Here is a 25,041-nt window from a genome sequence, read left to right on the forward strand (position 1 = left end):
TCCAACTATTGGGGGTCACTTCACAGATCGGTTTTTTTATGTCTTTTCAGTTTTCTATTTGATTCAGAAACTTACGCTAAAGAATCTAAAAAGCGCTCTGCATCCAAGGCTGCCATACAGCCAGTACCAGCAGAAGTGATAGCTTGACGGTAAATGTGGTCACTTACATCACCAGCGGCAAAAACACCCTTCACGCTTGTCTGAGTCGCATTACCTTCTGATCCAGTCTGAACCTTCAAGTAACCGTCTTTCATTTCCAATTGACCCTGGAAAATATCGGTATTTGGTTTGTGGCCGATAGCAATAAAAACACCAGCAAGAGGGATTTCTTTACTCTCGCCCGTTTCGTTGTTTTTAATACGAATACCAGTAACACCAGAACCATCACCTAAAACTTCGTCTAGCTCTGAATGCCATTCGATTTTTACATTTCCGTTTTTCGCTTTTTCCATCAATTTATCCGCAAGAATTTTTTCAGAACGGAATTTTTCGCGGCGATGAATAACGGTCACTGTTTTAGCAATGTTAGACAAATATAGCGCCTCTTCAACTGCGGTGTTACCACCACCGATAACAGCCACATCTTGGTTACGGTAAAAGAAACCATCACAAGTAGCGCAAGCTGAAACGCCTTGTCCCATAAATTTAGTTTCACTTTCCAAACCTAAATATTGAGCGCTCGCGCCAGTCGAAATAATCAAAGAATCACAGGTATAAACACCACCATCCCCTTCTAAACGAAAAGGTCTATTTTCTAAATCAACTTTATTTACATGATCAAAAATAATTTCTGTTTCAAAGCGTTCTGCATGCTTACGCATACGCTCCATTAATTCAGGGCCTTGTACACCTTGATCATCACCAGGCCAGTTATCAACGTCTGTTGTTGTCGTCAGCTGACCACCTTGCTGCATACCGGTAATCATCACAGGATTAAGGTTGGCACGTGCTGCATAAACGGCAGCGGTATAACCCGCTGGACCAGAACCTAAAATCATCAATTTAGCGTGTTTAACATCGCTCATGTTATTGCTCCTGAAAATGAATGCACGACACCTTATTTTGTGCCGACGAAAAACTTGTAGTGAATTCTAACGAAAACTCGATGAAATTCTTAACTAAAAATATTAATTACTAACATAGGGGCTTTCTATGAGTTTTCAAGCGAACAGGCCAAGCATTTTGGATCTTGCGTTAAACGCATTTCACGCCAATGACCTTCAAAACCATCAAATAACTTTAATGATCCATGTTTTACTTCGCCACATCCGCTGACTATTTTCAATGCCTCTAATGCTTGAAAAACCCCTAACATGCCAACAACAGGCGCAACTATACCACTTTCATTACAGCTTAATTGTTGATCGGATAAGGAAGGATACAGGCATTCGTAACAAGGATTTAACTCTTCATGATATAAAAAACTCACTAATTGCCCTTCCCAACGAATCGCAGCAGCACTGACTAATGGCTTTTTATGTGTCAAACAGGCTCGATTAATACTTTGCCTCGCGGTGAAATTATCGGTGCAATCCAATACCAGATCAGCGTTTTCTACTTCGTCTAATAAAATCTGACCGGATAATTTTTGAGAAACAGTACGCACGTTAACCGCAGGGTTTTTCTTAGCAATTTGTTCCGCCGCTGCAACCACCTTGTCTTGCCCTATCTGACTTTCATCGTAAAGTACTTGGCGAGGTAGATTACTATTTTCTAATTGATCACCATCCGCGAGCACCAATGACCCAACACCAGATGTGGCTAAATACGTTGCCGCAATGTTTCCAAGCCCGCCCAAACCAATAACCAATACCGTCGCTTGGGAAAGCATTATCTGCCCTTGGACATCAAAATTAGGCAGCAATAGCTGTCGACTGTAGCGATCTAACTGTGATTCGTTCATTTTCACCTTACTTTATTTGGGTTCGTTCTGCCCGATCAGACAATTGTTTGATAAACTCATCTTATTATCATTTCAACGAGCACCAACATGAAATTCCCTGGCCAGCGAAAAATCAAACATTACTTTCCAGTATCTCAACCAAAACCTGTTTTACCAACATCCGAAGTTCAGCCAGACAAAGATACTTATATCGTTGGATTAGATGAAACCATCGTAGATGTGGTCGCCAATGTTTCAGATGAGTTTTTAAATACGTTCAATATTAAAAAAGGGCTTTCTAATCTCGTCGATGCCGATACCGCATCTGCTATTTACAAAGAGCTCACAGCCCAAGGCTGCATTTCAGATCATTTTGCCGGCGGTACAATTGGCAACACCATTCATAACTATTCTGTATTAGCTGACGACAAGTCCGTCTTGCTAGGCGTCATGTCAGCCAATATCACGTTAGGCTCTCCAGCTTATCATTATATTTGCCACACGAGCAGCAAAGTCGATATGAATCATCTACAAGGTGTGCCAGGTGATATAGGCCGTGGTATTACCCTAATCACATCTGATGGTGAAAGAACCTTCGCCATCGCACCAGGTGATATGGATGAACTCAACACAGACCATATTCCAGAAAATATCATTGCTGGAGCCGCAGCATTGGTCACTTGTGCTTATCCATTACGCCACCAAGGCAAGCCGATTAAATCCGCCATGATAGAAGCGCTTAAATACGCTCATAAACACCATGTTCCAACAGTACTTACTTTAGGCACTAAGCATTTAGTAGAGGAACACAAAGAAGAACTGCTTAAGCTGATAAAAAGCTATGTCAGCGTACTAGCAATGAACGAATTAGAAGCCGAGGCATTAACGGGATTATCCGATCCACTGCAAGCCGCCAACGCGATTCTCAATCATGTTGATATTGTTTTATTAACCGTTGGTCCCGACGGTATGTATTTATGCGGTCACACGGATGATGAACAGAAACGCGAAACAACTAATCCAATTAAATCCGGCGGTTTAGCCGATTTCAATCGCTGGGAATTTAGTCGTCCTATGATCCGTGAAGCCTGTAGCAAACCGATTAAAGTCTTTTCGCACATTGACCCATATATGGGCGGGCCAGAAAAAATTCGAAATACTAACGGTGCTGGTGATGGCGCTTTATCAGCACTATTACATGATATTTCAGCGAATCATTTTCATAAAGAAACGATCCCAAATTCAAGCAAGCACTCAGCACCTTTCTTGGCTTACTCTTCTTTTGCACAGATTTGTAAATATTCAAATCGTGTTAGCTACGAAATTCTTGCTCAAAATGCATCCCGTTTGTCACGTGGCTTACCAGAACGAGAAGACAGCTTAGAAGAGGCTTACTGGGAAAGATAGAATCGGTTTCTCTTTAAAAAATACTAGATATGAAAAAAGCATCAGACATAAAAAAACCATGCAATTGCATGGTTTTTATCGCTAACAATATTTCTACAAGAATAACCCCTTTATAAAAATCTGTTTACTTAATTCATTGCTTCAATGCCAAGCGTTTCATTACGCTCAAACATTCTGTCCAATTGTAACAAGATAACTAATTCTTCTTCTTTTTGGTAAACACCTTGAATGAACTTTAAGGCCGCGTCGTTACCAACACTAGGGCTCTGTTCAATTTCATTTTGGTACAAGTAGAAAACTTCTTGCACTGCATCAACCAAAAGACCAACTTGCTCATCATCATGCTCGATAATGATAATTCGCGTATCGTCAGAAATAGTACACTCAGGCAAACCAAAGCGGATCCGAGTATCTACAACAGTCACAACGTTACCACGTAGATTTACAATGCCATATACATAATCTGGCGCACCCGGAACAGGAGCAATTTCGCTATAACGTAGTACTTCTTTAATCTGCATGACGTTAATGCCATAAGTTTCGTCAATCAGTTTAAACGTAAGGTACTGTAACAATTCACCTTTATTACTTACAGCTAAGGCTTGTCCATTTTCTTTAACAGGCACTACTTCAGACATGGCTCACATCCATATTTCAAATTTGATTCGACTCAATGTAAAACTCATCACAAAGTTTGTCCAGTTTAAATAACTTTATGATGAGATTATGAGCGCGATTAAATAACCATTAATTGTCTTGTTGAATCCCAACAATTGTCCAGTTTCCATTTGCGCTAGAAAGATTTTTCTCTAAATGCCAAAGTTCATTAGTATCTGACGTCTCGTCACCTTCTTTAATCCAACCAGAGAATTGCAATGAAATAGACGCTGTAGAAGCCGTTAATTCACCACGTACAATCTCAGCCATCAAAGAAACCACTTCTGTACGAGGTTTGTCATCACCGTAAGAAGCACGCTCAGCAACAAGAAGGTTGTAAAGCTCAGGGGTAACATAGTCTAAGATTTCATCGAAGTTATTATCATCCCATGCTTTTTGCAGTGTGATGTAATGATCTTTCGCTTCAGTAACAAAGTTTTGTTCGTTAAACCCTGGTGGCAGTTGAATTTCTGGCTGCCCACCAAAACCACTTAGACCACCCATTGGAGAAGGCTGAGAATTACCACCCATTTGACCAGGCATCTCGCGGAACATACCGTTACCAGCAGCCTGTTCAGCAGCACGACGTTTAGGCGCGATGAAAAATTTGTAAACCAAGAAGCCAATCAAAGCGAACAACAAGATATCGCCAAAAGAAATGCCTTCAAAAGCGCCACTGCCTAGCAAAGTCGCAAACAAACCGCCAACCAATAATCCACCTAATAAACCGCCACCTAGGCCACCCATGAATCCAGATTTCTTAGTGGTAGATGCGGCTCCAGTGGTGGCTGCTGATGAGGTTTTAGATTTAGAGATAGAAAAACTTTTCCCAAAGCTTTTACCACCACCAAATTTTTTCGCCTGCACATCAGCACTGTAACCACCAGCACCAATTGCTAAAACAAACGCCATCAACATGGCAAATACGGTTGTTCTCACAAAAACTCTCCTTTTATTATTTGAAATTTACTAGGCCTACGGCGTTGCGTAGGTCTGAAATCATTTTACGGGCACGAGCTCTCGCTTTTTCTGCACCGGCTTGTAATACATCCTCCACATGAGAAGGATTTGCTATTAGCTCAAGATACTTTTCACGCGGCTCACTAAGTTGACCGTTTACTAAAGCAAAAAGTTCCTTCTTGGCTTCGCCCCAACCAATACCGTCCACAAATTTCTGACGCATTTCTGCAGTTTGTTCAGGTGTGGAAAAGGATTTATAAATATCAAACACAACAGAGTCATCTGGATCTTTCGCTTCACCAGGCTCTAATAAATTCGTTTTAATCTTATTAATACCTTTTTGCAATTTCTTTTCCGTATCAAATAACGGAATAGTATTGTTGTAGCTCTTGCTCATCTTGCGGCCATCTAAGCCTTTCAAAATAGAACCTTCTTCACCAACCACAGCTTCTGGTAAGACGAAATGCTCACCAAACAAATGATTAAAACGGCCCGCAATGTCACGCGCCATCTCAATATGCTGAATTTGATCACGACCAACAGGCACTTTATGTGCATTAAATGCCAAAATATCCGCCGCCATTAAAACGGGGTAACAAAACAACCCCATCGTAATACCAAAATCAGGGTCTTGATCGTTGGCAAGATTTTCATCCACCGCACCTTTATAAGCATGCGCACGGTTCATCAAACCTTTGGCTGTCACACAAGTTAGCAGCCAATTCAGTTCAGCAATTTCAGGGATGTCAGACTGACGATAAAACGTTGCTTTATCAGTATCTAATCCACAAGCTAGCCAAGTCGCTGCAATTTCTAGTCGAGACTGCTTAACACGCTCTGGATCTTGGCATTTGATCAAGGCATGGTAATCCGCTAAGAAGAAGTAAGACTCTGTATTGTCTTGACGACTTGCTTCTATCGCAGGACGAATGGCACCAACATAGTTTCCTAAATGAGGTGTACCTGTGGTTGTTACTCCAGTTAAAACAATTTCTTTGGTCATTATGACTACTCTTTTCTACCTAGTATGTGGTCTAAATTTTGGCTTACACTATCACAAAAAAACCATTGCAAGAATCACACAAGATGATTATTTAATTTCATGTTTTATAGAGTTTTTCTCGATCTATTCTAACAATGGAGGCAAAAGCTTCAATATCAAGCATGAGGCACTGACCAAAGCTCATCGACGAGTCCTGAATAACGCAGAATTTGTATACTTGCCGCTATGCGAATCAAACTACTAGGTCCCCATAAGGTGAAGTCTTTTTTCGCTCTTGTAATACCGGTATAAAGCAGTTCACGAGTTAACACCGGTGATGGTGTCATTGGCAGTAACAAGGCTACGCGTTCGAATTCTGAGCCTTGGGATTTGTGCACTGTCATGGCGAATACGGCTTCAAATTCACTCAGTCGACTTGGAAGTAAGCCTGTGAAGGTGCCATCTGATTGGATAAACCACACTCTTAATCGCTGAAACTCATCCAGCATACACAAACCAATATCGCCATTAAATAGGCCTAGTGCGGCATCGTTTCTGGTTAATATGACGGCTTTTCCGGGATACCAAACATGAGGATCTTTTACTCGCCCTCGTTGGTAAAAATACTGCTCAAGTTGGGCGTTAATTTTTTCCACACCGAACTCACCTTGGCGCACGGCGGTGAGTATTTGATAACGAGAAAACACTCGATACAACTCAGTAATGTCGCCACCCAAACTTACGGCATCCCAATATTCATCATAACCTTTCGCTAGAGTTGCAATGTCTGCTTTCGTTTGCCCTTCTTCTGGAATCTGCCAATGCACATCCTCTTTATCAGATTCAAGATATCGTAAGACACCTTTTGCATCGCCTGCATTCATCGCGGTGGCTAGCTGTCCAATGCCACTGTCGGCGTCGAAACGATAGCTAGTGCGAAGCAACGTCAGCGCCTGACTGATTGGCGGCGCAAACTCATTACCAAATGGCGTTAGGTTTTCGCCTGTGATTCTTGCCAAGCGTTCTGCCCATTTTGGTTGAAAATACACATCTTCAATACCGAAGGATAAATCCCCTAATACACTGCCCGCTTCTACAGACGCCAACTGATCTTTATCACCTAATAAAATCAAACGAGCATGAGGTGGCAAAGCATCAATGAGTTTCGCCATCATCGGCAAATCGACCATGGAGACTTCATCCACCAGCAAGACATCAAGATGCAATGGATTTTCTTTATTATGTTTAAAGCGACTGCGACCAAAATCACTGCCTAATAAGCGATGCAAGGTGCTGGCTTGTTCTGGAATCACGCTTTTGATTTCATCGCTCAAAGGCAAATCTGCTTTGGCTTTGGAAATGGATTCTGTTAAACGCGCAGCGGCTTTCCCTGTAGGCGCTGCCAATTCGATGCGCAATACTTGACCCTGTTGCGCGGCTTGAGCAACCAATAAGGCTAAAAGCTTAGTAACAGTAGTCGTTTTCCCTGTTCCTGGACCACCGCTAATCACAGAAAAAGGCAAGCTTGCTGAATTAGCCACAGCGACTTTTTGCCAATCAACATCATCATTTGAGTCAGGAAAAAGCTGTGCAATTAAGTTCGCATCCACATCAAAAGGGGCCACATCAAACTGCCCTTTTAAGTAGTTCAAAACCTGCTGCTCATATTGATAATAACGATACAAATACAAACGTGTTCCAGACAACACCATTGGTTGTTCTGTAAGGCTTTCCGCCAAAGTAACTAACGCGCTTTTAGCCAAGGCATCACACCATTGATTAACACTCGTCACTCCGCTCGAACTCAATAGATTACGAAACGCTTCTAATTCCACCCCTTCTGGTGGTGTTTGCCAAATGGTCGCTAAATCAATACAAATATGACCAGCACCAAGATAAGCACTGCACAAGGCACCTGCCATCAACACAGAGTCCGCATCTTCATCAACATGCTTGGCGAGTTGTTCAATCCACTGACAATCAATCGCGCGAAATACACCTTTATCCTGCCAAACAGATAAATTCATTTCGTCATTTTTCAATACGGAATTGTCTACTGTTGATAAAGCATCACCTAATAAATCCAGCTGTTTAGAAAAGTCCATATTGCACCGTCTCTTCGCTTTTGTTATTTCCATTTCTTTCAGAATTCTCGCTACTTTCTGCCTTTTTAGCGACCGCGGTATTTCCAGAGAACAAAGAGTCCAAGGCATTCACATGCTCAAGTGTAAGACGAGTCTGAAACACGCCTGTTTGGTATTCAGGGCGCATACCTCGTAGGAATAAATACACCACACCACCAACGTGTTTTTCGTAGTCATAATTAGGCAAACGTTGCTTTAATAAACGATGCAATGCGAGAGTGTATAACTGATATTGTAAATCGTATCTGTGTTCAGCCATGGCATGAACGAGCTTATCTTGTTCGTAATCCGAGAAATCATTACCCAAATAATTCGATTTGTAATCCAAGACGTAATAGCGTCCTTCCCATTCAAATAACAAATCGATAAAGCCTTTTAACATGCCTTTTAACGGTCGATCTTGAATCATTGGCGCAACGCGAGAAACAGCATCATGTTGACGGGAAATTCGATCAAGTTGTAACGCGTTCATACCATCAACCGGAATGAAAAATTCCAGTTCCTTGCGACAAGCGGACTGCGTTAATGCCCCAAGGCTCATACCATCCACCAACTCAGTACTGATAATATCGGGCAACCATTCACTCAAAACAGATTGCCATTCACCAAAATCATGACGTTCATAATAATCAGCCATTAATTTATGGTGACTGGTTTTGAGTAAGTCTTTAAAACTCGGTGTCGACGTCACCTCATGCAAGGCTTTACCTTCCAATGTATCGTGTAAAAATGTTCCCGGCTTTGCCCCTTTCGGAAAAGTGAAACGATTACTTTGAGGTTCCAATAAAACGTCTGGCTCACCTACAAGCTCAGCCAAAGGATCAACAACACGCGTCATTTCATCCAAACCGGGCACACTTTCATCATGGTAGGCTTTGTCTTCTACAACCAAAGACGAATAACTACCAACCCACCAATCACGCTCAATTCGCCCCTTGAACTCACGAGCATCAGGATTAATCAATTCCGTTTGTGCCATTTTAAACCTTGGCAAATCCAATCGCTCCTCAGGTAAATCCTGCATCAACATTTGATGAGGTTGATAGCGCCCACATAGGCGCTCAAGGCTCGAGTACAAAGCACCGGCTTCTAATGGTTCGCCTTCAGCAATCAAAGCGCCAACGCCACTTAGATGAACATCCGAAATTGCATCGCGTGTTTTGTTGGATTTTTTACCGACATCCATACAACCAATAAAACAGGCTTCTTTTGAGCGAGTTAGGGCCACGTACGCCAAGCGAACCTCAGCGGCGCACAACTCTTCCTTGTGTCGCTCAGACTCTTCTTCATCCGGATCAATCGCAATCCATAACTGCTGGTGATCATCGTGATAAAGCGCAGAACCGCTTTGATCTCGATATGGCGTTAAAGCAAAAGGCAGATAAACAATTGGATATTCCAATCCCTTACTTTTGTGAATAGTGACAATACGTACCAATTCAGCATCCGTTTCAAGACGAATTTTCTGTTCGTCACTGTTGCCATTTGGATTTTGAATCGCCAGCTTGAGATAACGTAAAACCCCTTCCTTGGAATCTAATTCAAGGGATTTTTGTTGTAGCTTTTCAGTCAAATGCAAGAAATCTGTTAAACGTCGTTCACCGCCAATATGACTCAGCATATTCGCTGCCAAAGACACGTCTTGCATAAACTCGCGCAACATAGGCAAAAGGCCCTGTTGGTCCCAGAGCTCAAGATAATGACGAAATGCTTGCACCCATTTTTCGTACACAACATCGTCATGGTTCAAAGTGTCTAGGTCTTCTAACGACCATTCAACTAAGCTGGTTGCCAAGGCAGAACGCAATTTACTTTCCTGCCCATTGGACAAGATGGCCGTCAGCACAATTAATAATTCACGCGCTTCTACCGTTTCAAACACCGAGCCTTTATCACTCAAATACACGCTGGCGATACCGCGCTGACGCAGTGCCGTTTTTAATGCATTCGCTTGACTGAAATTGGTTACGAGCAAAGCAACGTCTTTGGGACGCACGCCTTTGCTATCAACAAGCGCTTGGCCTTGCTGGCCTTCCAGTAAAAGCCCATGCAAATGCGCCGCACAAGATTCCGCCATGATGTTGCGATAATCTTTCGAGGAAACAGGCTCGTCGGTTTGTTGATACAGAAACTGCAGCGCCGCTTGTGTTTCGCCTTGCCGAGAAAAACCGCCTAAAATACCGCGATCGTGAACTTCAACGAAAGGAATACCTTCCACTCGAAAGGGTTTTTCTTGAGTAGAAAAAAGCCCATTAACCGACTGAATCATCGCTGCTGAAGAACGGTAGTTGGTTGCCAAAGAGTAAATACTATCGACTTGTTTTTTTGCCGCTAAATAGGTGTAAATATCGGCACCACGAAAAGCATAAATTGCCTGTTTAGGATCGCCAATCATGATCAAACCCAAGGTGTTTTGCTCGGGCTTTGCAGGCTCATACACATTAGAGAAAATACGATATTGCACCGCATCGGTATCTTGAAATTCATCGATCAAGGCAATGGGATAGAGATGGCGAATTCGCTCTGCCAGCTTCCCAGCGTCATCTTGCGTTAATGCCACATCTAACGAGGTCAATAAATCCGTAAAAGTGAGTGATTGCGTACTGCGCTTCCAGCGTTTCATTCGCTCTTGGGTTTGTTGCCAAAGCTGGGTTAACAATACTGCTTTTAACCGCCCTGCTTCTGGGAAGTTTTCTCGTAAGGTTTGCACCAAATTAAAGAATTCATGAACAGGCAATTCGCCGCCTTTGCTCAATCGGCTCGCGTGTTCATTGGTGTCAAACTTTTCAAGACTCTTATCCAATTCAAAACGGGAAGATTGCGCCCATTGCGTCATGGTTTGAATGTCTTTCGAGGGGTCTTTGCGCCAAAAATTACGTTTAATGCCACTGCGTTCTAACGCATCAATAATGTCTTGGGATTGCGTCAACCACATGCTTCTGACTGCCATCATGGTTTGCTGCGATTGAACCAGTGCCGTCTCCCAATCGTAATCTGGCGCGACAATTTTGGCGTCTGGCTGGTTATTTAATAAGTACAGGTCTTTCAATAAAGCATCAGGAGTTGACCAAATTGGCTGAATTAACGCCGCCTTTGTGTCATCCATTGGATAAAAAACACTACGCCATACATCCTTTACCGCCATAGACAAAGGTGCTTGTTCGTCGGTTTCTATGGTTTGTTGAAACAACATACGGCTTTCAAAAGCATTCTGACTCAGCATGCGCTGACAAAAACCGTGGATGGTAAATACTGCGGCTTCGTCCATTTGTTTTTCTGCGTAAAGCAATTTCTCAATCGCGCCAGCTCGCTGGTCGTCCGACATCTGCGCCAACCAATCACCTAAAAATACATCATTACTTTTGCCTTGTAGTAACGCTTTTCGAGCCACGCGAATTCGTTCTCGAATTCTGGCTTTCAATTCTGCCGTGGCCGCTTCTGTGAAGGTCACCACTAAAATCTGATCAACCGTCAGTGGTTTGTCTAGATCGCCTTCGCGTCCCGTTGGTACTAACAAACGCAAATACAAGTTTGCAATCGTATAGGTTTTCCCCGTTCCCGCACTGGCTTCAATTAGACGTTTACCAAACAAGGGAAAGGTTAACGCGTCTAGGCGTTCTGGCGATTGTAAATTTGAAGAACTGTTTAGAGAACTGATTGAAGAACTAGAAATCAGGCTCATTCGAACACCTCCAAATGGCGATGCATCGGCAACCAGATCAGTTCACAAAAGGAGACAAATGTGTCTCTTTGTTCGCTTAGGTCTGGGTAATAGCGCTGCCAATAGGCGTCATCTACTTCACTTTTAGTAAAAGCACTGCTGTTTCCTTGGTAGGTTTTCAATGCTTGCTCCCATGCCGTTTCGACATCACCTTCTGTCTTGCTAGAGCAATAACTCTTGCACCATGCGTCAGCACTTTTCGCTGGTAACGCCAATGGCTGACACAGCCCCTGTTGTAACAAAGCAAGCATGTTCGTTAAATGCCCTTTGGCTTCATCAGGTGAAATTAAGATAAAACCATGTTGCAGCAATTTACCTGTTTTCGAGAGATTAATAAGATGATGTTGCTTAGGCGTACCTTGTGCACACAGTGCCAAATGCTCAATCCAAACCTGCATTTTTTGATGAGCAGACAAATCTCCGATTCGATAGGACAAACGCGTCGTCGTTGTTGGTTGATCCAACCAAGCTTGTATGACGATACTGCCCAATGACAAATTCACTTCAATTGGCTCGCACTCTTCCAATGAATAACCCTGTAACGCTGCAAACAACTGCTGACATTGCCCTCGGCTTTTCTGCAATGATAAACGCCCTAATGCGCCATAAGGTAAATCGCCAGTCAAAGACAAACGCTCAACAAAGGTTGCTTCTTCACCTTTCAACATGGCTTGAAGCAAGGCCTCTCGCAATTTATACCCTGCCAAACCGTCCAGAGCAAAAGGCTCGTCTTCTTTTTCTTCCTCTTCTCGTAAACTCAAATAGGCTTTCAAGCGACGTTGTGTAAAATAGCGAGTTGGGTGCCCAATAAAACGCGATAGTTCATCAAGCGCCATTTCTAACCTTGGCTGCTCTAATCCTTCTAAGGGTATGAATTCACGTTTTTCTTCATCAACTTGAACGCTTAATAAGGCTGGTAACCATTGTTCGTCATAACTGTAGAATCGTTCGCCCGAGTGTTTTTCGGTGCTCTTTTCAGAACGCTTTTGAGAAAGGTAATACGCAGGGTTAAACGGCTGTAAAGGATGCTCAACAATCAGTCGTTCGAACAAAACGGATTGAGCTTCATCAGGCGCTAAATGCTGATCGCCATCACACACACAACTTTGGCCAATGTATTCCAATAATTCACTCACCAAGATAGACGGATTTTTTTCGCTATTATCTTGAATACTACGACCAACATAGCTGATATAAAAACAATCTCGCGCCGACATCAGCGCTTCAAGGAACAAGTATTTATCGTCTTCCCTTCGGCTTCTATCACCACTGCGATATTGCCCAACCATCAAATCGAAACCCATTGGTGCAACACTGCGAGGGTAATCCCCTTCGTTTAAGCCCAATACACAAATGACTTTAAACGGCACAGAACGCATAGGCATTAAGGTACAAAAATTCACCCGTCCTGCGAGAAAACGCTGGCTGCCTTGGGATTCTTGCAACAAGGGTGACAATAATTGCCGTAAGACTTGCTGATCCAAAGGGGCATCAAAATGCGCTTGTTGCCATTGCAAAGTAAGCGTATCCAAATGCTTACTTAATAACGTAGGAAACGCATCGTCTTCTTCAACCAGAAAAAATCGTTCTGATAAATAATATAAAGTTGAAACCCAGTCTTTAGGTGATAACGTCTGCATAAGGCGAGCTTGCGCATCATCAATTGCTACTAGGAATTCAGCGAGTTTACCGGCCACAGAAGCTTCAAGCCCTTCCACATCGCCATAACTTAATGTGCCTTCCCAAATATGATCATGACCCATCGCATAACCTAACAACATGCGTCGCATGCCATTCAGCCAAGTGTGAGATTCCTGCATAGGAAGGTCATGTTGCTGAGCTGTTTTGCCATCCATTCCCCAACGAATGCCGACTTCTGTCGACCAAAGACGAATGCGTTCTAACTCATCCGCTGTCAATTCAAAGCGAGCTAATACCGCTGGCACTTCTAACACACTGATTAATTCAGACAAGGTAAAGCGGCTTTCGCCTAAACCAAGCAAATATAAATAAGCATCAACGATAGGGTTTTCCATACCGCCAGATTGATCTATCAAAGCGAAAGGAATGTGTTTTTTGTTTTGTGCACTGCCTTTTTTACCAAAGACCGCCTTAACAAAAGGACTGTAAGTATTCACATCTGGCAGCATTACAATAACGTCTTTTGGCGTCAGATTTGGGTTTTTCTCGAACATTTGCAACAACTGATCATGCAAGACTTCCACTTCACGTAATGGACTGTGACAAAGCTGAACTCGGATACTTTGATCACCACAAGCAACCGAATGACGATATTCTGCATTAGATATAGTAACGTCGCGCTCTTCTTTTGAGCCGTGATTTTCTAGGGTTAATACATCTTGCTGAACCCATTGCAATAAACCGTTTGTTTGTTGCGACGGTGCTGTTAAATTCATTGTGGCTGATAAATAGTCTTCAAATACTTCTAACTGGTTGTCTGCCATGTCTTGCAGCTGAGCAATGTAATCTCTTCCTAAACGCCCCCAACTTGCCAACAGCGGATTGGCATCAAGGTGCAAAGTATCTGCACTCAAACCAGGCTTAAGTGTTTGTCTTTTGATTTCTCGGCCGAAGTAATGTTTATCCACCACATCGCCCCAATAAAAACGACATGGGTTTTGTAGAAAAAGATGGATTTCAATCCAGCCTGACGCCGCTAAAATACGCAGCGATTCGAGTGTATTCGGTGGAAGTGAGGACACACCAAAGATAAAAATACGCTCTGGCACACCAACCGGTCTAGAGGATGATTGAGAAGCCTCTTGTAGGGCTTCAATCAAGTTACCACGATGATACAAGGAAGTGCCTTGTTCGCTGATGTCTGCTACTAAATCTCGCCACAGAATCGCTTGCCAAGGCTGTTGTTCAAACAAGGCGTTTAGAGAATCATCGTGACATTCACCAGATTCCCAAACCTTGATCCAATCCGGACGATAAACAAGATATTGATCGTAAATATCCGCAATACTGCTACACAATTGAAAACGTCGAATCTGAGTATCATCTTCTTCTAAATACCAGCTCAACGCCTGAAACTCAGGATCGCCTAAACGAGAATCCAGCATGCGCATTAAACGCCAAACTAAGAAGGGTTTATTAAATTCACTTTGAGATGGAATATCACTTAGTGTCTGAGCAAAAGTCTGCCAAACAAATGTCGATGGCAAAGGGAAAGAAAAGCCTGCAGAAATAGAATGAGACTGAGCCAAAAACATTTTCAACCATTGAGCCATTCCAGGGTTTTGTACCAGAATATGCTCATCATCAAACGGATTTTCTGGCGGTGACACAGCCAAAATTTTCGCAAGTAACACGGCTAAATCCTCTAGACGGTTACCTGTATAAAGTTGAAACATTTACGAATCCTACTATTTCAGTGAAACAAGTAGAATAAGCCTAACCTTGGACGCTCAAAAAAAGAAGATATTTAGATAAGTAAGAAGAGTATTTGCACAAATTTAGAATATAACGAAAAGGTAACAGGAGGTTAAATGGTGGAGCCTAGCGGGATCGAACCGCTGACCTGTTCGCTGCCAGCGAACCGCTCTCCCAGCTGAGCTAAGGCCCCATCAAACAGCGCAGAATTTTATGGGCTCTTTATTTAAGAGTCAACCTATTTTAGAAGAATACATATAAAAGAACCCCGCGTGATTACACCTGAAACTACCGTGTACCTTCAATCACACTCTAGATTATAGAGAAAACAGATAAAGAGATTTAATCCATGAATACTATTCACCGATTAAATCTGTTTATTTTCAGATAAACGATTGACACCTATAGAAAAAAACATAGAATACGTTTCACCTTTTTCAAGGCCAGTGTGGTGGAATTGGTAGACACGACGGATTCAAAATCCGTTGCCTTCGGGTGTGGCGGTTCGAGTCCGCCTACTGGTACCAACATAAAAAAAGCGATTACATTTGTAATCGCTTTTTTTTCGTCTAATGCTTTTCACTTAAGCAACTCAACCTAGACCATTTGATCCAAACAACTAATCATCAAAACCTTGATTAACGTAATCTGGCAAATCTTCTTCTTTTGGTATGGGTGTTGATTTTCCAGTCTCATCAATCGCAACAAACTTGAACATACCTTCTGTGACTTTCTCACGATGTCCAATACGACCACGTCGCACCCAAGCTTCAACAAGAATGTTCATTGATGTACGACCGACGGATTCTACTGTCGTATAAACACCTAAAATATCACCCACTTTAACAGGACGAATAAAACTCATCCCGTCTAATGCTACCGTCACAACACGAGACTGTGCACGCTGCCCTGCGCATATCCCAGCGGCAATATCCATTTGCGATACAACCCAACCACCAAAAATATCGCCAGAAGGGTTTGTGTCTCCCGGCATAGCAACGGTCCTAGTCGTAAGACGACCTTTTGCCTTTTCTTGCAACTCTGACATAACTCGCCTCAACTAATTTTTTAACACAATATAAAAACTACTATCATAGACAGCACAATACACAAGAACAAAGCCCAGCCTATTTTACAGCCTCAACTTCATAATAAATCGCCGTCCCTTTTGTCTCAGTGGTCGGGAAAGAAAAACCAGAACCAATAGAAGCACCCAATCCACCACTACTGCCAGCACTAACACCAACACCCGCTCCTAAACTTCTAAAAGACAACTGTGTCACTTCATCTAAAATAACACCGTTCGCTCCTATCTTAGCCGCCTGTTTCTTCAATTCCTCAGTGGCTTTTTCTTGTCTAGAACCTTCGGTAAAACCACCATCACTCGATGCAGTCACTACGCCAATGACCTGATAATCAAAGCTCGGAGCATTTTCAAACACCGAAACTTGGACCGCTTCTAACTCGGGCATCTGCTGACCAGTAATTACATGAGATCCAGATGAACAGCCAAATAAAAACACAGGTAACGCTAAAACGGATAAGTATTTAATAGAATTCATCATGACACCACCTCACCTTAGAAACTCAAATCATAGCAGTGTTATACAAAAACAACGAAAGCAGATCGATAAAAGTGTGGATTTTCATATAAAAGCTATAAAACAAACAGAATAACCTGCAAGCTAACAAATAAATTATTACCTATGATTAAAGTACAAATAACTTTATACGCGTAAAGCCAGATGAGAGGTGCAAATGAGCGAATTACTAGAAACAGACATTTCATGCCCTTACTGCGGCGAAAGCATCGAAGTCGTGATAGAAGTGCTAGATGAAAGCCAAGAATACATAGAAGACTGCCAAGTCTGCTGCCGACCGATCACCTTCAACATCGACACAGCCTTCGACGGCTCAACCTCGGTTTCGGTCCACTCGGAAAATGAGACGTATTGAGAAAGTACAACAAAGTAAAAGTTTTTATCTAAACTTATATGAGAGAAATAAACTAAAGGCGGATAGCTGAAATTATCAGCTCCCACAAAAACAAACAATTTAGGCCAGACCGTTTGCTTTGATACCCACTAATACTAATCAGAATCGCTTTAAAGCAATTCATGAAGCATGAATAAAGGAGTTTGGTAAAAAGTGATACCAAGAGGTTTGAATACAGCTATTAACAAACGCGGGTTCCTTTCCCCAAAAGCCTTTTTGTAGTGGCATAGTGAATTTCTTATAGATACAGAGAAAAAATCCTAAGTTCAATTTGGAGTAACGCTACGAAAATATCGAAAGAAAGGTATGAACGAGATAAGAGCTTTCGGAAGAGAATTAGGCGCTTTGATAAATTTCAGGCATAAAAAAAGGCACCATAAATGGTGCCCGGGACCAGTACCTTTTAATCGTTAATTTTCAGTAAGTTATAAATAAAAGTGTGCACTAGGTGTGCAACATTTAAAACGGGCTGTTTTTTTTGTGTTTTCAATTCAAAATACTATTTCAATGTGTAATGATAAAACGGGTCATGGAAAGAGCAATCACTACATCAAGGAGATCAAATGGAACACCTGCAGCAACTTCTCATCGAGTTAGAAAATATTTCTCTTTCTGATATCTCAGAAATCCCAGAACCACATCAACATGTCATGGCTGATCGCGTTGAGCAGTTGCATGATGCGTTAAAAGCAGCTTTACACAGCAAAAGCATTGATAAAATATAGTTCATATTAGTAATTGCATTGAAGGAGCAGGCAATGAATCACCCTAGTCCAGTTTATATGGCAATAAATAACGGTGAAAATACTTCGCCTTATGTTCCCACATTTGGTTTACCGGCAAGTGGTGCGGATCTTTATAAGATACTGAGTGTTGAATATATAAAAAATCCAGCTCCATCGTGGTGTTTCACCGATGTTGATAGCGCAGCAGCTTTAGGCAGAATTATAGATGGTCCAATCACTCACGGATCAGACTTAGCAGCGGCTGAAACTGCCCTACGAGCAATACTTTTTCACGAGAAAGTAGATGTATTGATTCCAACAATAAAGGTGAATGAAGGAAATTTTTCACGGTACGAAAGACTAGACAGAGGAATAAGAAACGAAGCTTCTTTTAAGGCCTTTCAGATAGCCAATGCTTTTGATTTTTTGCCAGCTGTCGAGTTGGTGCAGGTAGGTGAAGGAAAAATATTAACAAGCACTAATCCAAACTGTAATTTCATAAGTGACGATTATAAAAACTTGAATTTACAATATAACAGCACTCTTAATGCAGTCGCTGATTTTGCCCACGCGTTGCCAATTCAATCCGGCGCAAGCACATGCTTTAGTAATCCTGCATTAATGAAGGGAATACCACACAGTGCGGCTGGATTTATTGATAAGCTGCATAAACAAGTCGATTTATCCTGGAACGTTAAGTCCACCCCATCTATGGGGTTAAATATATCTCTCCCTCCGCTTTTGGCTATAGTGCTGTCGCGATCAAACAACCGAGAAGACATCATAAACACGCTTAAGGAAGTTAGGCAGGAACTATGTGATTCCCGAGTAGAGCTAGCCACTCTAAATGAAATGTTAGATAAGTGCATGGATCATAGAGACATTGAATATCAGTCACAAAGGTACGAAGAAAGCTTTTCATGCATCGTGGCCGAGTCTCGGCTTACCAATGCACAAGTGAATTGGCGGTCATTAAAAAAAATATACCGATGGATGCTGCCTGCAGTCCAACTAACAAGCATGGCTGTAAACCCGTTGACTATTGGACCGGTTGAATTGGCCAAACTTTACAGAAGCACAGTTAGCGCTGTGAACAAGGATGAACGTCTAGTATCTAGATCAATAGCCGCTTCCACTGTGGCAAATTTATTAAAAGTGCCGAATATTAAAGAAACAATAGACACACTTTTCACTAACGAAGAAAAACTATTAATTCAAAAAGAGCTGAATAAGTAGAAGGGACTTTAACATGGATATAGTGCATTACCTCATTTACCCAATTGCTGGGCTGTTAGCACTGTTTGCTGTAGGCGGGCTAAACACAAAGCGGCCTGTTGTGGTTTTGAGCTCTGCAGCATCGCTAATGCTGAATGCGTATGCAATTTACGAGTTTATTTGGTGGCCAATCGCAGTCAGTTTAATTGTCGATTTTGTATTAAAAGCGGTAACTAAAACAAAGTGAATTTCGTTTTTTAAACATTAACATTAAAAAATACGCAGTTTCCATTCGCTCTGGTCGCTGCGTAGATGAATAACTCAACTTGTTCGCATGTTCCCTAACCTTTCTTGTTCATTGGCCCAGGCCATACCTTTTCTCTTTCCATCGATCAGGCATTGTGCGCGCCATGCATCTTTATGCTTATATGCCGTTACTAAACTTCTATCTCCGTAAGTGTGAAATTTGGTGTGCAATTTGGTGTGCAGTCTGTACGCAAAAGATAGTAGAAAATAGCAAGAGTTGGATTTTTGAGGCTTGAGATAAATGCGCTGAAAGCTAGGAAATACGGGGGTTTGACGAGGTTGGAATGTTTGGGAAAAAAAAGGCACCATAAATGGTGCCCGGGACCGGAATCGAACCGGTACGCCTATTAAGCGCAAGATTTTAAGTCTTGTGTGTCTACCAATTTCACCACCCGGGCATATCTGATTTTGGAGGCCGGAGTCGGAATCGAACCGGCGTTAACGGAGTTGCAGTCCGCTGCATGACCACTCTGCCATCCGGCCTCTAATCAGAAATCTTTTCATCTTTGGAGCGGGAAACGAGGCTCGAACTCGCGACCCCAACCTTGGCAAGGTTGTGCTCTACCACTGAGCTATTCCCGCGTCTCAAAAGACGGTGCCTATTCTATGTATTTGAGCTTTCACGTCAAGGGAAAATTCCAAATAAATAACTAACTTAGGCTTTTTTTTCCAATCTGTTTAGTTTTCGTTCGACTCTTTTGATCTCAGCTCAGGCCAAGCCGCTTTCAAGTAGATATACATGGACCAAAGCGTGAGCAAAGCTGCTGCGATCAGAACCGCCTCACCAACATGAGCAAACAATGTCTCTGGTCGACTTCCTAGTAGGATGAAAATAGCCAGCATCTGCATAGTCGTTTTTAACTTGCCAATATAAGAAACCGCAACGCTTGCACGCTTACCCATTTCCGCCATCCATTCTCGCAGTGCAGAAATAACGATTTCTCGACCAACGATCACAGCGCTCGCAATCGTTAGTAAAGGGTTCGAATAACTTGCCACCAGCATGACCAAGGCAATCGACACCATGAGCTTGTCAGCCACTGGATCAAAAAAAGCACCAAAAGGTGTTGTCTGATCAAGCTTTCTAGCTAGAAAACCATCTAACCAGTCCGTAATCGCTGCCAAAGCAAAAATAGCAGCACAGGTGTAGTAACGCCCTTCCCATGGCAAATAATAAACCGCCACTAAGATAGGAATCATAAAAATACGTACGGACGTTAAGATGTTTGGTATGTTCATTTTATTCCTAATTATTACGCTATATGCATCAAATACGTTAAAACTTTTCCAAGCTTAACTTTTATGGAGGTATAAATAAATTTCTTCTGCTTTTTTAGCACTGATTCCTTTCACTTTTGAGATATCTTCCTGACTCGCTGATGAAAGTTCTTGGTAGCCACCAAAAGCAGTAAGTAAGTCTTTACGTCGATTGGGCCCTATCCCTGGTATCTCTTCCAATACTGAATGACGACGTTTTTTATCCCTTTTACGACGATGGGTTTTTATGGCAAATCGGTGTGCTTCATCTCGTATGTGTTGAATCAAGTGTAATGCCGATGAATCTGGTGGTAAAACCACTTCATCTTCTTTCGAGCCAATATAAAGCGTTTCAAGGCCGGGTTTGCGTGTGTCGCCTTTGGCAACGCCCAATAAAAAGATATTAACCAAACCCAACTCTTTTAAAACGTCTTCCGCTTGTGTTAATTGGCCTTTACCACCATCAATCAACAAAACGTCTGGCGCGTCTAGTTCGCCACTTTTGACACGTTTGTAACGTCTGGTTAATGCTTGCTTCATCGCGCCATAATCATCGCCCGGTTCAACACCTTCTATATTGAATGAACGATAACGTTTTTTATCTGGTCCATCAGGGCCAAACACCACACACGACGCAACCGTTGCCTCGCCACTTGAGTGACTGATATCAAAGCATTCCATATGACTTGGCGGCTCAGAAAAGCCCAGAAGCTTTTGCAATGCAGTCACACGACTAAAATGATTTCGCTTGTCTGATAAACGCGCCTGCAAGCCTTGCTCAGCATTGAGTTTGGCAAGATCTAACCAGCGAGCACGCTGACCTCGGACACTGCTCAACACTTCAATTTTTTTCTGTGTGGTTTCAAAAATGCCTTCGATTAAAGCCTCACCGTCTTCCAGCTCATGACTGACGATCAGCGTTTTCGGTAGCTCTTGAATACCGCCAAGATAAAACTGCGCAATAAAAGACGACAATAGCTCGCCTTCCGTAATTTCTATTGGCATTTTTGGGTAATGGCTTTTACTGCCTATCACTTTGCCTTTGCGAACCATCATGACATGAACACACAACGCGCCTGGTTGAATGATAGAGGCAATAACATCGGCGTCCCCCGTTTGACCATACACATGTTGCTGCTCTTGAATGTGCTTAAGCTGAATCACTTGATCACGTAATTCCGCTGCTCGCTCGAATTCCATATCTGCGGCAGCAGCGCTCATCTGCGAAGTGATTTCAGCGGTAAGCTCTTGGTCTTTACCCTGCAGGAACATTCGCGCATGACGGACGTCTGAGTCGTATTCTTCGTCAGTGATTAATCCAACACAAGGCCCAGAACAACGCTTAATTTGATACTGCAAGCAAGGTCGTGATCGATTGGAATAAGTAGAATCTTCACATTGACGAACTTTAAATACCTTTTGCATGGTGTTCAGGCTTTCTTTTACCGCCCCACCACTAGGAAAAGGACCATACAAAGTGCCTTTGTCTGTTTTATCACCACGTCGGAACAATAAAGCTGGATGTTGATGATTGGATAAAAGAATATACGGATAAGACTTATCGTCTCTAAGCAGAATATTGTAAGGAGGTCGATGCTGCTTGATGAGGGTTTGCTCAAGTAATAAAGCTTCTGTTTCGCTTTTAGTTACTGCAATTTCAATCGTATGAATACGTCCAACCAAGGCCATGGTTTTGGTCGTTAAGCCTGTCGCTCTAAAATAACTGCCAACACGATTTTTTAGGTTTTTAGCTTTTCCCACATACAACAACACACCTTTATCATCGTACATGCGATAAACGCCGGGACGAGTTGTTAAGTTGCTAACAAAATGTTTAGGATCAAATTCAGAATGGCTCAAACAAACCTCGTCTCTTGCCTAGCCCATACCAAGAACGCTGTAGCGTACCGCTAGATGAATAAGCTCTACATCACTTTCGATGTTTAGCTTTGTAAAAATACGAGTGCGGTATGTACTCACGGTTTTAGGACTGACATTTAGCTGATCGGCAATTTCACTGGATTTTTTGCAATCCACAATCATTTGCGCTACTTGCAGCTCTCTATCGGATAACTGCCCCAATGGAGAACCTTGCTCATCAATGGAAAACTTAGACAGGGCCATTTTTTGAGCAATACTTTTAGAAATGTAATGCTCACCTTTTGAAACGACTTCGATGGCTTCCAACAGTTCCGAGGTATTTGTTCCTTTGGTTAGATAACCAGAAGCACCTGCTTCTAATAATTTCACAGGGTAAAGATTATCGTCTAATGCAGATAAAGCAATGATCTTGGTTTTCGGTAAAATACGTTTAATTTCTTTCGTTGCGCCCAAACCACCAATACCCGGCATATGAACGTCCATTAAAATGATATCAGGAAGTAAAATTCTAGACTGGGCTATAGCATTTTCGCCATTGTGAACAACACCGACTACCTCAACCCATTGAACGTCTTGCAATACGCGACTAATACCTTGGCTGACCATATCATGGTCATCAACGATCAATACTTTTAACATAACCATCTCACCAAAATCCTCTATGCACTACGTAATTCCTAGTAGACATCATTTCTTATCTCTTTTATCAACACAAACCAATAATCCGCATTTTTATCAGAAAACTTATTGATTACTTTATTCTGGTAATTTTTCTTTATAACCCATATTCTCTAGTTTCTTTTGGCTAATTTCTCTGTAGCGTTGGCGCACACCCGTTCCATACGTTTTTTGCGTGTAATACAGTAAAGCGGCAACTTCTGCTTCTTCTATGGATAACTCTTTCGCAATTTTACTTGTCAAATCTGGAACACCCAGTGTCAATTTATCTTCTATCATAATCACTTTCGGTATAACCAAACGCTCGCCAGCAATAACCCTATCAACAACCTTCAAATAACTTTGTTCAAATAAAGGCCAAGAGACGCGCTCTTCTTCTGATTTAAGCTTGTACCAGCCGGCCTGAGATCCAGCAAAAAACACCGCAGGATGACTCCATTTATAACTCAATGGATCTGAACGACAAGAACAAGCTTCAAGATAGGCTGAACGAGGATCCGCTAAACCATAAGCCTTGTAAGCGGTACTAATTAATTTTAAAAATTCAGAAATCGTCGGCGGCCACGCATACACTTCTTTAGTACGCTCAACAGCATACGCTAACAATGGCTCTTGGAACCCTTTTAAAGCAATCGCCCATTCACGCTTAGCCAGTTTCACCTCATCAGGATTACTATAAGCCGAAGCAAATTTATGAGTATAAATCGCTTTAAAACGAGCAAACAGCATGTTTACTAAAACACGTGTTTGTTGCTCCGCTTCCGTTGGACCTGATTCACGACTCGTTTGCCCAAACTCACCAGTCTGTGTCGTGTATGTTTGTGAGGGCGTCGCTAACTTGCTCTCTAGAGGTTTTAGTAAATTTTGAACTGCCTGAGGTTCCTTCATATGAAGACCGATCCGATTGTTTGTACTGCCACTGACGTTTTACGTATTTAAAAAATTCGCTGTTCCAAGTTCTAACGTTTTTACGTTGCTCTTTGATTCTTAATAAAAATTCTGCTTGCAAAGACAAGGCAAATTCACGAGTCACACCAGATTGCGCAATTTGTTCAAGTGTTGCTTCTTCTGGTTGCCATTGATCTGGCTGTCTAGCTCGCTCTTTTTGCTCTAAATATAAATCAAAATCTGTCACACCACGACGATCATTTACGACTGGGTGAGCATTTCCTGATGGACCATTACTCACAGACCGCTGATTTATCCCTGAATAAGAAGGCGCATCATATTGACGAGCCGGCTGTTTCGCTGAATACGTTTTTGGCTGAGGGGTGAATTTCTCAGGCTTTTCTCGAGACGCTTTATGCAATCGATCCATTTTACTCATCAAAGCGTCGTTTTGTGATTCCTGCTCTGTTGCGGGTTGAATCGCTTGCGCTGTTTTTTGTGCCGACGCTAAGTGAATTTCTAGCACTTTTTCTTGGCGCTGAAAACTGAGCAACTGACTCATCTGCAAATTAGTCAATAAACGCATGAGAATAGGAACAGTCCAAAATGATAACTGTGCGCTTAACTGACTCATATCAACTCGTAAAACATTCGAATTCACAAGATAGGCTTGCTGTTTTAGAAACGTCAGTAATACTGTTTCTTCTAAGCCAATTTGGGCTGCCGTTGAAAATGATATCGGCAATATATAGTCGTTATCCAACATAAACCTCGCTTCGCATAATTAGCTCGATAGTCTATCAAAAGCCATCTCCATAAGCACGATAACCTTCAACAAGAACTTAGCAAAATAACCCTACTTATTTCTGTGCGTTTTAGTAAAAAACCAATCTTATGATCGTAATTCCTTCTGTATGACCCTAACGATAAAGCGCGACATCAACCAG

20 protein-coding genes and 5 tRNA genes are annotated in these 25,041 nt (G+C 42.2%); 6 read left to right on the top strand and 19 right to left on the bottom strand.

What is annotated here, in order from left to right; translation table 11 throughout:
* Window positions 1-71 precede the first annotated feature (71 nt).
* Window positions 72-1,025, bottom strand: coding sequence for a thioredoxin-disulfide reductase (gene trxB, locus MUS1_RS15110; protein ID WP_036163975.1), 954 nt, complete (start codon window positions 1,023-1,025; stop codon window positions 72-74).
* Between the two features lie 125 nt (window positions 1,026-1,150).
* Entirely contained in the window at window positions 1,151-1,903 is a 753-nt protein-coding gene (locus MUS1_RS15115) for a HesA/MoeB/ThiF family protein (RefSeq protein WP_036163977.1), read from the bottom strand.
* Window positions 1,904-1,990: 87 nt separating this feature from the next.
* On the opposite strand from MUS1_RS15115, the gene MUS1_RS15120 reads away from it, so the two are divergent.
* On the top strand, window positions 1,991-3,289 hold the full coding sequence (locus MUS1_RS15120; RefSeq protein ID WP_036163979.1) for an inosine/guanosine kinase: 1,299 nt from the start codon (window positions 1,991-1,993) through the stop codon (window positions 3,287-3,289).
* 128 nt (window positions 3,290-3,417) lie between these two features.
* Here MUS1_RS15120 and MUS1_RS15125 read toward each other — a convergent pair whose 3' ends face one another.
* From MUS1_RS15125 to MUS1_RS15155, 7 genes are all read right to left on the bottom strand, one after another.
* Window positions 3,418-3,927 (bottom strand): chemotaxis protein CheW, encoded by a 510-nt coding sequence (locus tag MUS1_RS15125; RefSeq protein WP_051436389.1) that lies wholly within the window; start codon window positions 3,925-3,927, stop codon window positions 3,418-3,420.
* 109 nt (window positions 3,928-4,036) lie between these two features.
* Entirely contained in the window at window positions 4,037-4,885 is an 849-nt protein-coding gene (locus MUS1_RS15130; protein ID WP_036163981.1) for a Tim44 domain-containing protein, read from the bottom strand.
* 16 nt (window positions 4,886-4,901) lie between these two features.
* A complete protein-coding gene (locus MUS1_RS15135) occupies window positions 4,902-5,909 on the bottom strand; it encodes a tryptophan--tRNA ligase (protein ID WP_036163983.1) in 1,008 nt (335 codons plus the stop codon).
* Between the two features lie 155 nt (window positions 5,910-6,064).
* Complete coding sequence (gene recD / locus MUS1_RS15140; protein ID WP_051436391.1) at window positions 6,065-7,993, bottom strand: exodeoxyribonuclease V subunit alpha; 1,929 nt, start codon at window positions 7,991-7,993, stop codon at window positions 6,065-6,067.
* Window positions 7,980-11,714 (bottom strand): exodeoxyribonuclease V subunit beta, encoded by a 3,735-nt coding sequence (recB, locus tag MUS1_RS15145; protein WP_036163985.1) that lies wholly within the window; start codon window positions 11,712-11,714, stop codon window positions 7,980-7,982. Before recB ends, recD begins: the two co-directional genes overlap by 14 nt.
* Entirely contained in the window at window positions 11,711-15,130 is a 3,420-nt protein-coding gene (gene recC / locus MUS1_RS15150; protein ID WP_036163987.1) for an exodeoxyribonuclease V subunit gamma, read from the bottom strand. The genes recB and recC overlap by 4 nt, the downstream gene beginning before the upstream one ends.
* 136 nt (window positions 15,131-15,266) lie before the next feature.
* Window positions 15,267-15,342, bottom strand: a tRNA-Ala gene (locus tag MUS1_RS15155).
* A gap of 249 nt (window positions 15,343-15,591) precedes the next feature.
* On the opposite strand from MUS1_RS15155, the gene MUS1_RS15160 reads away from it, so the two are divergent.
* Window positions 15,592-15,676: transfer RNA gene (locus tag MUS1_RS15160), tRNA-Leu, on the top strand.
* Window positions 15,677-15,768: 92 nt separating this feature from the next.
* Here MUS1_RS15160 and MUS1_RS15165 read toward each other — a convergent pair.
* Together MUS1_RS15165 and MUS1_RS15765 are read right to left on the bottom strand one after the other, a co-directional pair.
* Window positions 15,769-16,197, bottom strand: a complete 429-nt coding sequence (locus MUS1_RS15165; RefSeq protein ID WP_036163989.1) for an acyl-CoA thioesterase — start codon at window positions 16,195-16,197, stop codon at window positions 15,769-15,771.
* Between the two features lie 79 nt (window positions 16,198-16,276).
* Window positions 16,277-16,714, bottom strand: a complete 438-nt coding sequence (locus tag MUS1_RS15765; protein ID WP_051436393.1) for a hypothetical protein — start codon at window positions 16,712-16,714, stop codon at window positions 16,277-16,279.
* Between the two features lie 193 nt (window positions 16,715-16,907).
* Here MUS1_RS15765 and MUS1_RS16000 point away from each other — a divergent pair, with 193 nt between their 5' ends.
* The 4 genes from MUS1_RS16000 to MUS1_RS15180 all read left to right on the top strand — a co-directional run bounded on the left by MUS1_RS16000 (window position 16,908) and on the right by MUS1_RS15180 (window position 19,331).
* The gene (locus MUS1_RS16000) at window positions 16,908-17,105 is read left to right on the top strand and encodes a CPXCG motif-containing cysteine-rich protein (protein WP_072841189.1); all 198 of its coding nucleotides are present in this window, start codon (window positions 16,908-16,910) and stop codon (window positions 17,103-17,105) included.
* 602 nt (window positions 17,106-17,707) lie between these two features.
* On the top strand, window positions 17,708-17,869 hold the full coding sequence (locus tag MUS1_RS16105; RefSeq protein ID WP_156924904.1) for a hypothetical protein: 162 nt from the start codon (window positions 17,708-17,710) through the stop codon (window positions 17,867-17,869).
* A 33-nt stretch (window positions 17,870-17,902) separates the two neighbouring features.
* Window positions 17,903-19,105 (top strand): hypothetical protein, encoded by a 1,203-nt coding sequence (locus MUS1_RS15175; RefSeq protein WP_051436395.1) that lies wholly within the window; start codon window positions 17,903-17,905, stop codon window positions 19,103-19,105.
* A gap of 13 nt (window positions 19,106-19,118) precedes the next feature.
* Window positions 19,119-19,331, top strand: a complete 213-nt coding sequence (locus MUS1_RS15180) for a hypothetical protein (RefSeq protein WP_036163991.1) — start codon at window positions 19,119-19,121, stop codon at window positions 19,329-19,331.
* 371 nt (window positions 19,332-19,702) lie between these two features.
* Here the strand turns inward: MUS1_RS15180 and MUS1_RS15190 are convergent.
* From MUS1_RS15190 to MUS1_RS15225, 8 genes are all read right to left on the bottom strand, one after another.
* A tRNA-Leu gene (locus MUS1_RS15190) sits at window positions 19,703-19,788 on the bottom strand.
* Window positions 19,789-19,799: 11 nt separating this feature from the next.
* A tRNA-Cys gene (locus MUS1_RS15195) sits at window positions 19,800-19,873 on the bottom strand.
* Window positions 19,874-19,897: 24 nt separating this feature from the next.
* Window positions 19,898-19,972: transfer RNA gene (locus tag MUS1_RS15200), tRNA-Gly, on the bottom strand.
* A gap of 96 nt (window positions 19,973-20,068) precedes the next feature.
* Window positions 20,069-20,629 (bottom strand): CDP-diacylglycerol--glycerol-3-phosphate 3-phosphatidyltransferase, encoded by a 561-nt coding sequence (gene pgsA / locus MUS1_RS15205; RefSeq protein WP_036163995.1) that lies wholly within the window; start codon window positions 20,627-20,629, stop codon window positions 20,069-20,071.
* A gap of 54 nt (window positions 20,630-20,683) precedes the next feature.
* Window positions 20,684-22,507, bottom strand: coding sequence for an excinuclease ABC subunit UvrC (gene uvrC, locus MUS1_RS15210; protein ID WP_036163997.1), 1,824 nt, complete (start codon window positions 22,505-22,507; stop codon window positions 20,684-20,686).
* Between the two features lie 18 nt (window positions 22,508-22,525).
* On the bottom strand, window positions 22,526-23,167 hold the full coding sequence (locus tag MUS1_RS15215; protein WP_036164034.1) for a response regulator: 642 nt from the start codon (window positions 23,165-23,167) through the stop codon (window positions 22,526-22,528).
* Window positions 23,168-23,284: 117 nt separating this feature from the next.
* The gene (locus tag MUS1_RS15220) at window positions 23,285-24,094 is read right to left on the bottom strand and encodes a replication protein P (RefSeq protein WP_245595833.1); all 810 of its coding nucleotides are present in this window, start codon (window positions 24,092-24,094) and stop codon (window positions 23,285-23,287) included.
* The gene (locus MUS1_RS15225; protein WP_036164000.1) at window positions 24,003-24,860 is read right to left on the bottom strand and encodes a DnaT-like ssDNA-binding domain-containing protein; all 858 of its coding nucleotides are present in this window, start codon (window positions 24,858-24,860) and stop codon (window positions 24,003-24,005) included. Before MUS1_RS15225 ends, MUS1_RS15220 begins: the two co-directional genes overlap by 92 nt.
* Window positions 24,861-25,041: the final 181 nt, after the last annotated feature.

The sequence above is a fragment of the Marinomonas ushuaiensis DSM 15871 genome (assembly GCF_000521805.1).
GTDB classification, from domain to species: Bacteria; Pseudomonadota; Gammaproteobacteria; order Pseudomonadales; family Marinomonadaceae; genus Marinomonas; species Marinomonas ushuaiensis.

What these genes read in the sequence shown, in the direction of transcription:
- MUS1_RS15220 (WP_245595833.1), bottom strand. Translation starts at nt 24,094, where the DNA reads ATGAAGGAACCTCAGGCAGTTCAAAATTTACTAAAACCTCTAGAGAGC.
- recB (WP_036163985.1), bottom strand. Translation starts at nt 11,714, where the DNA reads ATGAGCCTGATTTCTAGTTCTTCAATCAGTTCTCTAAACAGTTCTTCA.
- MUS1_RS15135 (WP_036163983.1), bottom strand. Translation starts at nt 5,909, where the DNA reads ATGACCAAAGAAATTGTTTTAACTGGAGTAACAACCACAGGTACACCT.
- MUS1_RS16000 (WP_072841189.1), top strand. Translation starts at nt 16,908, where the DNA reads ATGAGCGAATTACTAGAAACAGACATTTCATGCCCTTACTGCGGCGAA.
- pgsA (WP_036163995.1), bottom strand. Translation starts at nt 20,629, where the DNA reads ATGAACATACCAAACATCTTAACGTCCGTACGTATTTTTATGATTCCT.
- MUS1_RS16105 (WP_156924904.1), top strand. Translation starts at nt 17,708, where the DNA reads ATGGAACACCTGCAGCAACTTCTCATCGAGTTAGAAAATATTTCTCTT.
- recD (WP_051436391.1), bottom strand. Translation starts at nt 7,993, where the DNA reads ATGGACTTTTCTAAACAGCTGGATTTATTAGGTGATGCTTTATCAACA.
- MUS1_RS15175 (WP_051436395.1), top strand. Translation starts at nt 17,903, where the DNA reads ATGAATCACCCTAGTCCAGTTTATATGGCAATAAATAACGGTGAAAAT.
- MUS1_RS15165 (WP_036163989.1), bottom strand. Translation starts at nt 16,197, where the DNA reads ATGTCAGAGTTGCAAGAAAAGGCAAAAGGTCGTCTTACGACTAGGACC.
- MUS1_RS15120 (WP_036163979.1), top strand. Translation starts at nt 1,991, where the DNA reads ATGAAATTCCCTGGCCAGCGAAAAATCAAACATTACTTTCCAGTATCT.
- MUS1_RS15125 (WP_051436389.1), bottom strand. Translation starts at nt 3,927, where the DNA reads ATGTCTGAAGTAGTGCCTGTTAAAGAAAATGGACAAGCCTTAGCTGTA.
- trxB (WP_036163975.1), bottom strand. Translation starts at nt 1,025, where the DNA reads ATGAGCGATGTTAAACACGCTAAATTGATGATTTTAGGTTCTGGTCCA.
- MUS1_RS15765 (WP_051436393.1), bottom strand. Translation starts at nt 16,714, where the DNA reads ATGATGAATTCTATTAAATACTTATCCGTTTTAGCGTTACCTGTGTTT.
- MUS1_RS15115 (WP_036163977.1), bottom strand. Translation starts at nt 1,903, where the DNA reads ATGAACGAATCACAGTTAGATCGCTACAGTCGACAGCTATTGCTGCCT.
- MUS1_RS15215 (WP_036164034.1), bottom strand. Translation starts at nt 23,167, where the DNA reads ATGTTAAAAGTATTGATCGTTGATGACCATGATATGGTCAGCCAAGGT.
- MUS1_RS15225 (WP_036164000.1), bottom strand. Translation starts at nt 24,860, where the DNA reads ATGTTGGATAACGACTATATATTGCCGATATCATTTTCAACGGCAGCC.
- MUS1_RS15180 (WP_036163991.1), top strand. Translation starts at nt 19,119, where the DNA reads ATGGATATAGTGCATTACCTCATTTACCCAATTGCTGGGCTGTTAGCA.
- recC (WP_036163987.1), bottom strand. Translation starts at nt 15,130, where the DNA reads ATGTTTCAACTTTATACAGGTAACCGTCTAGAGGATTTAGCCGTGTTA.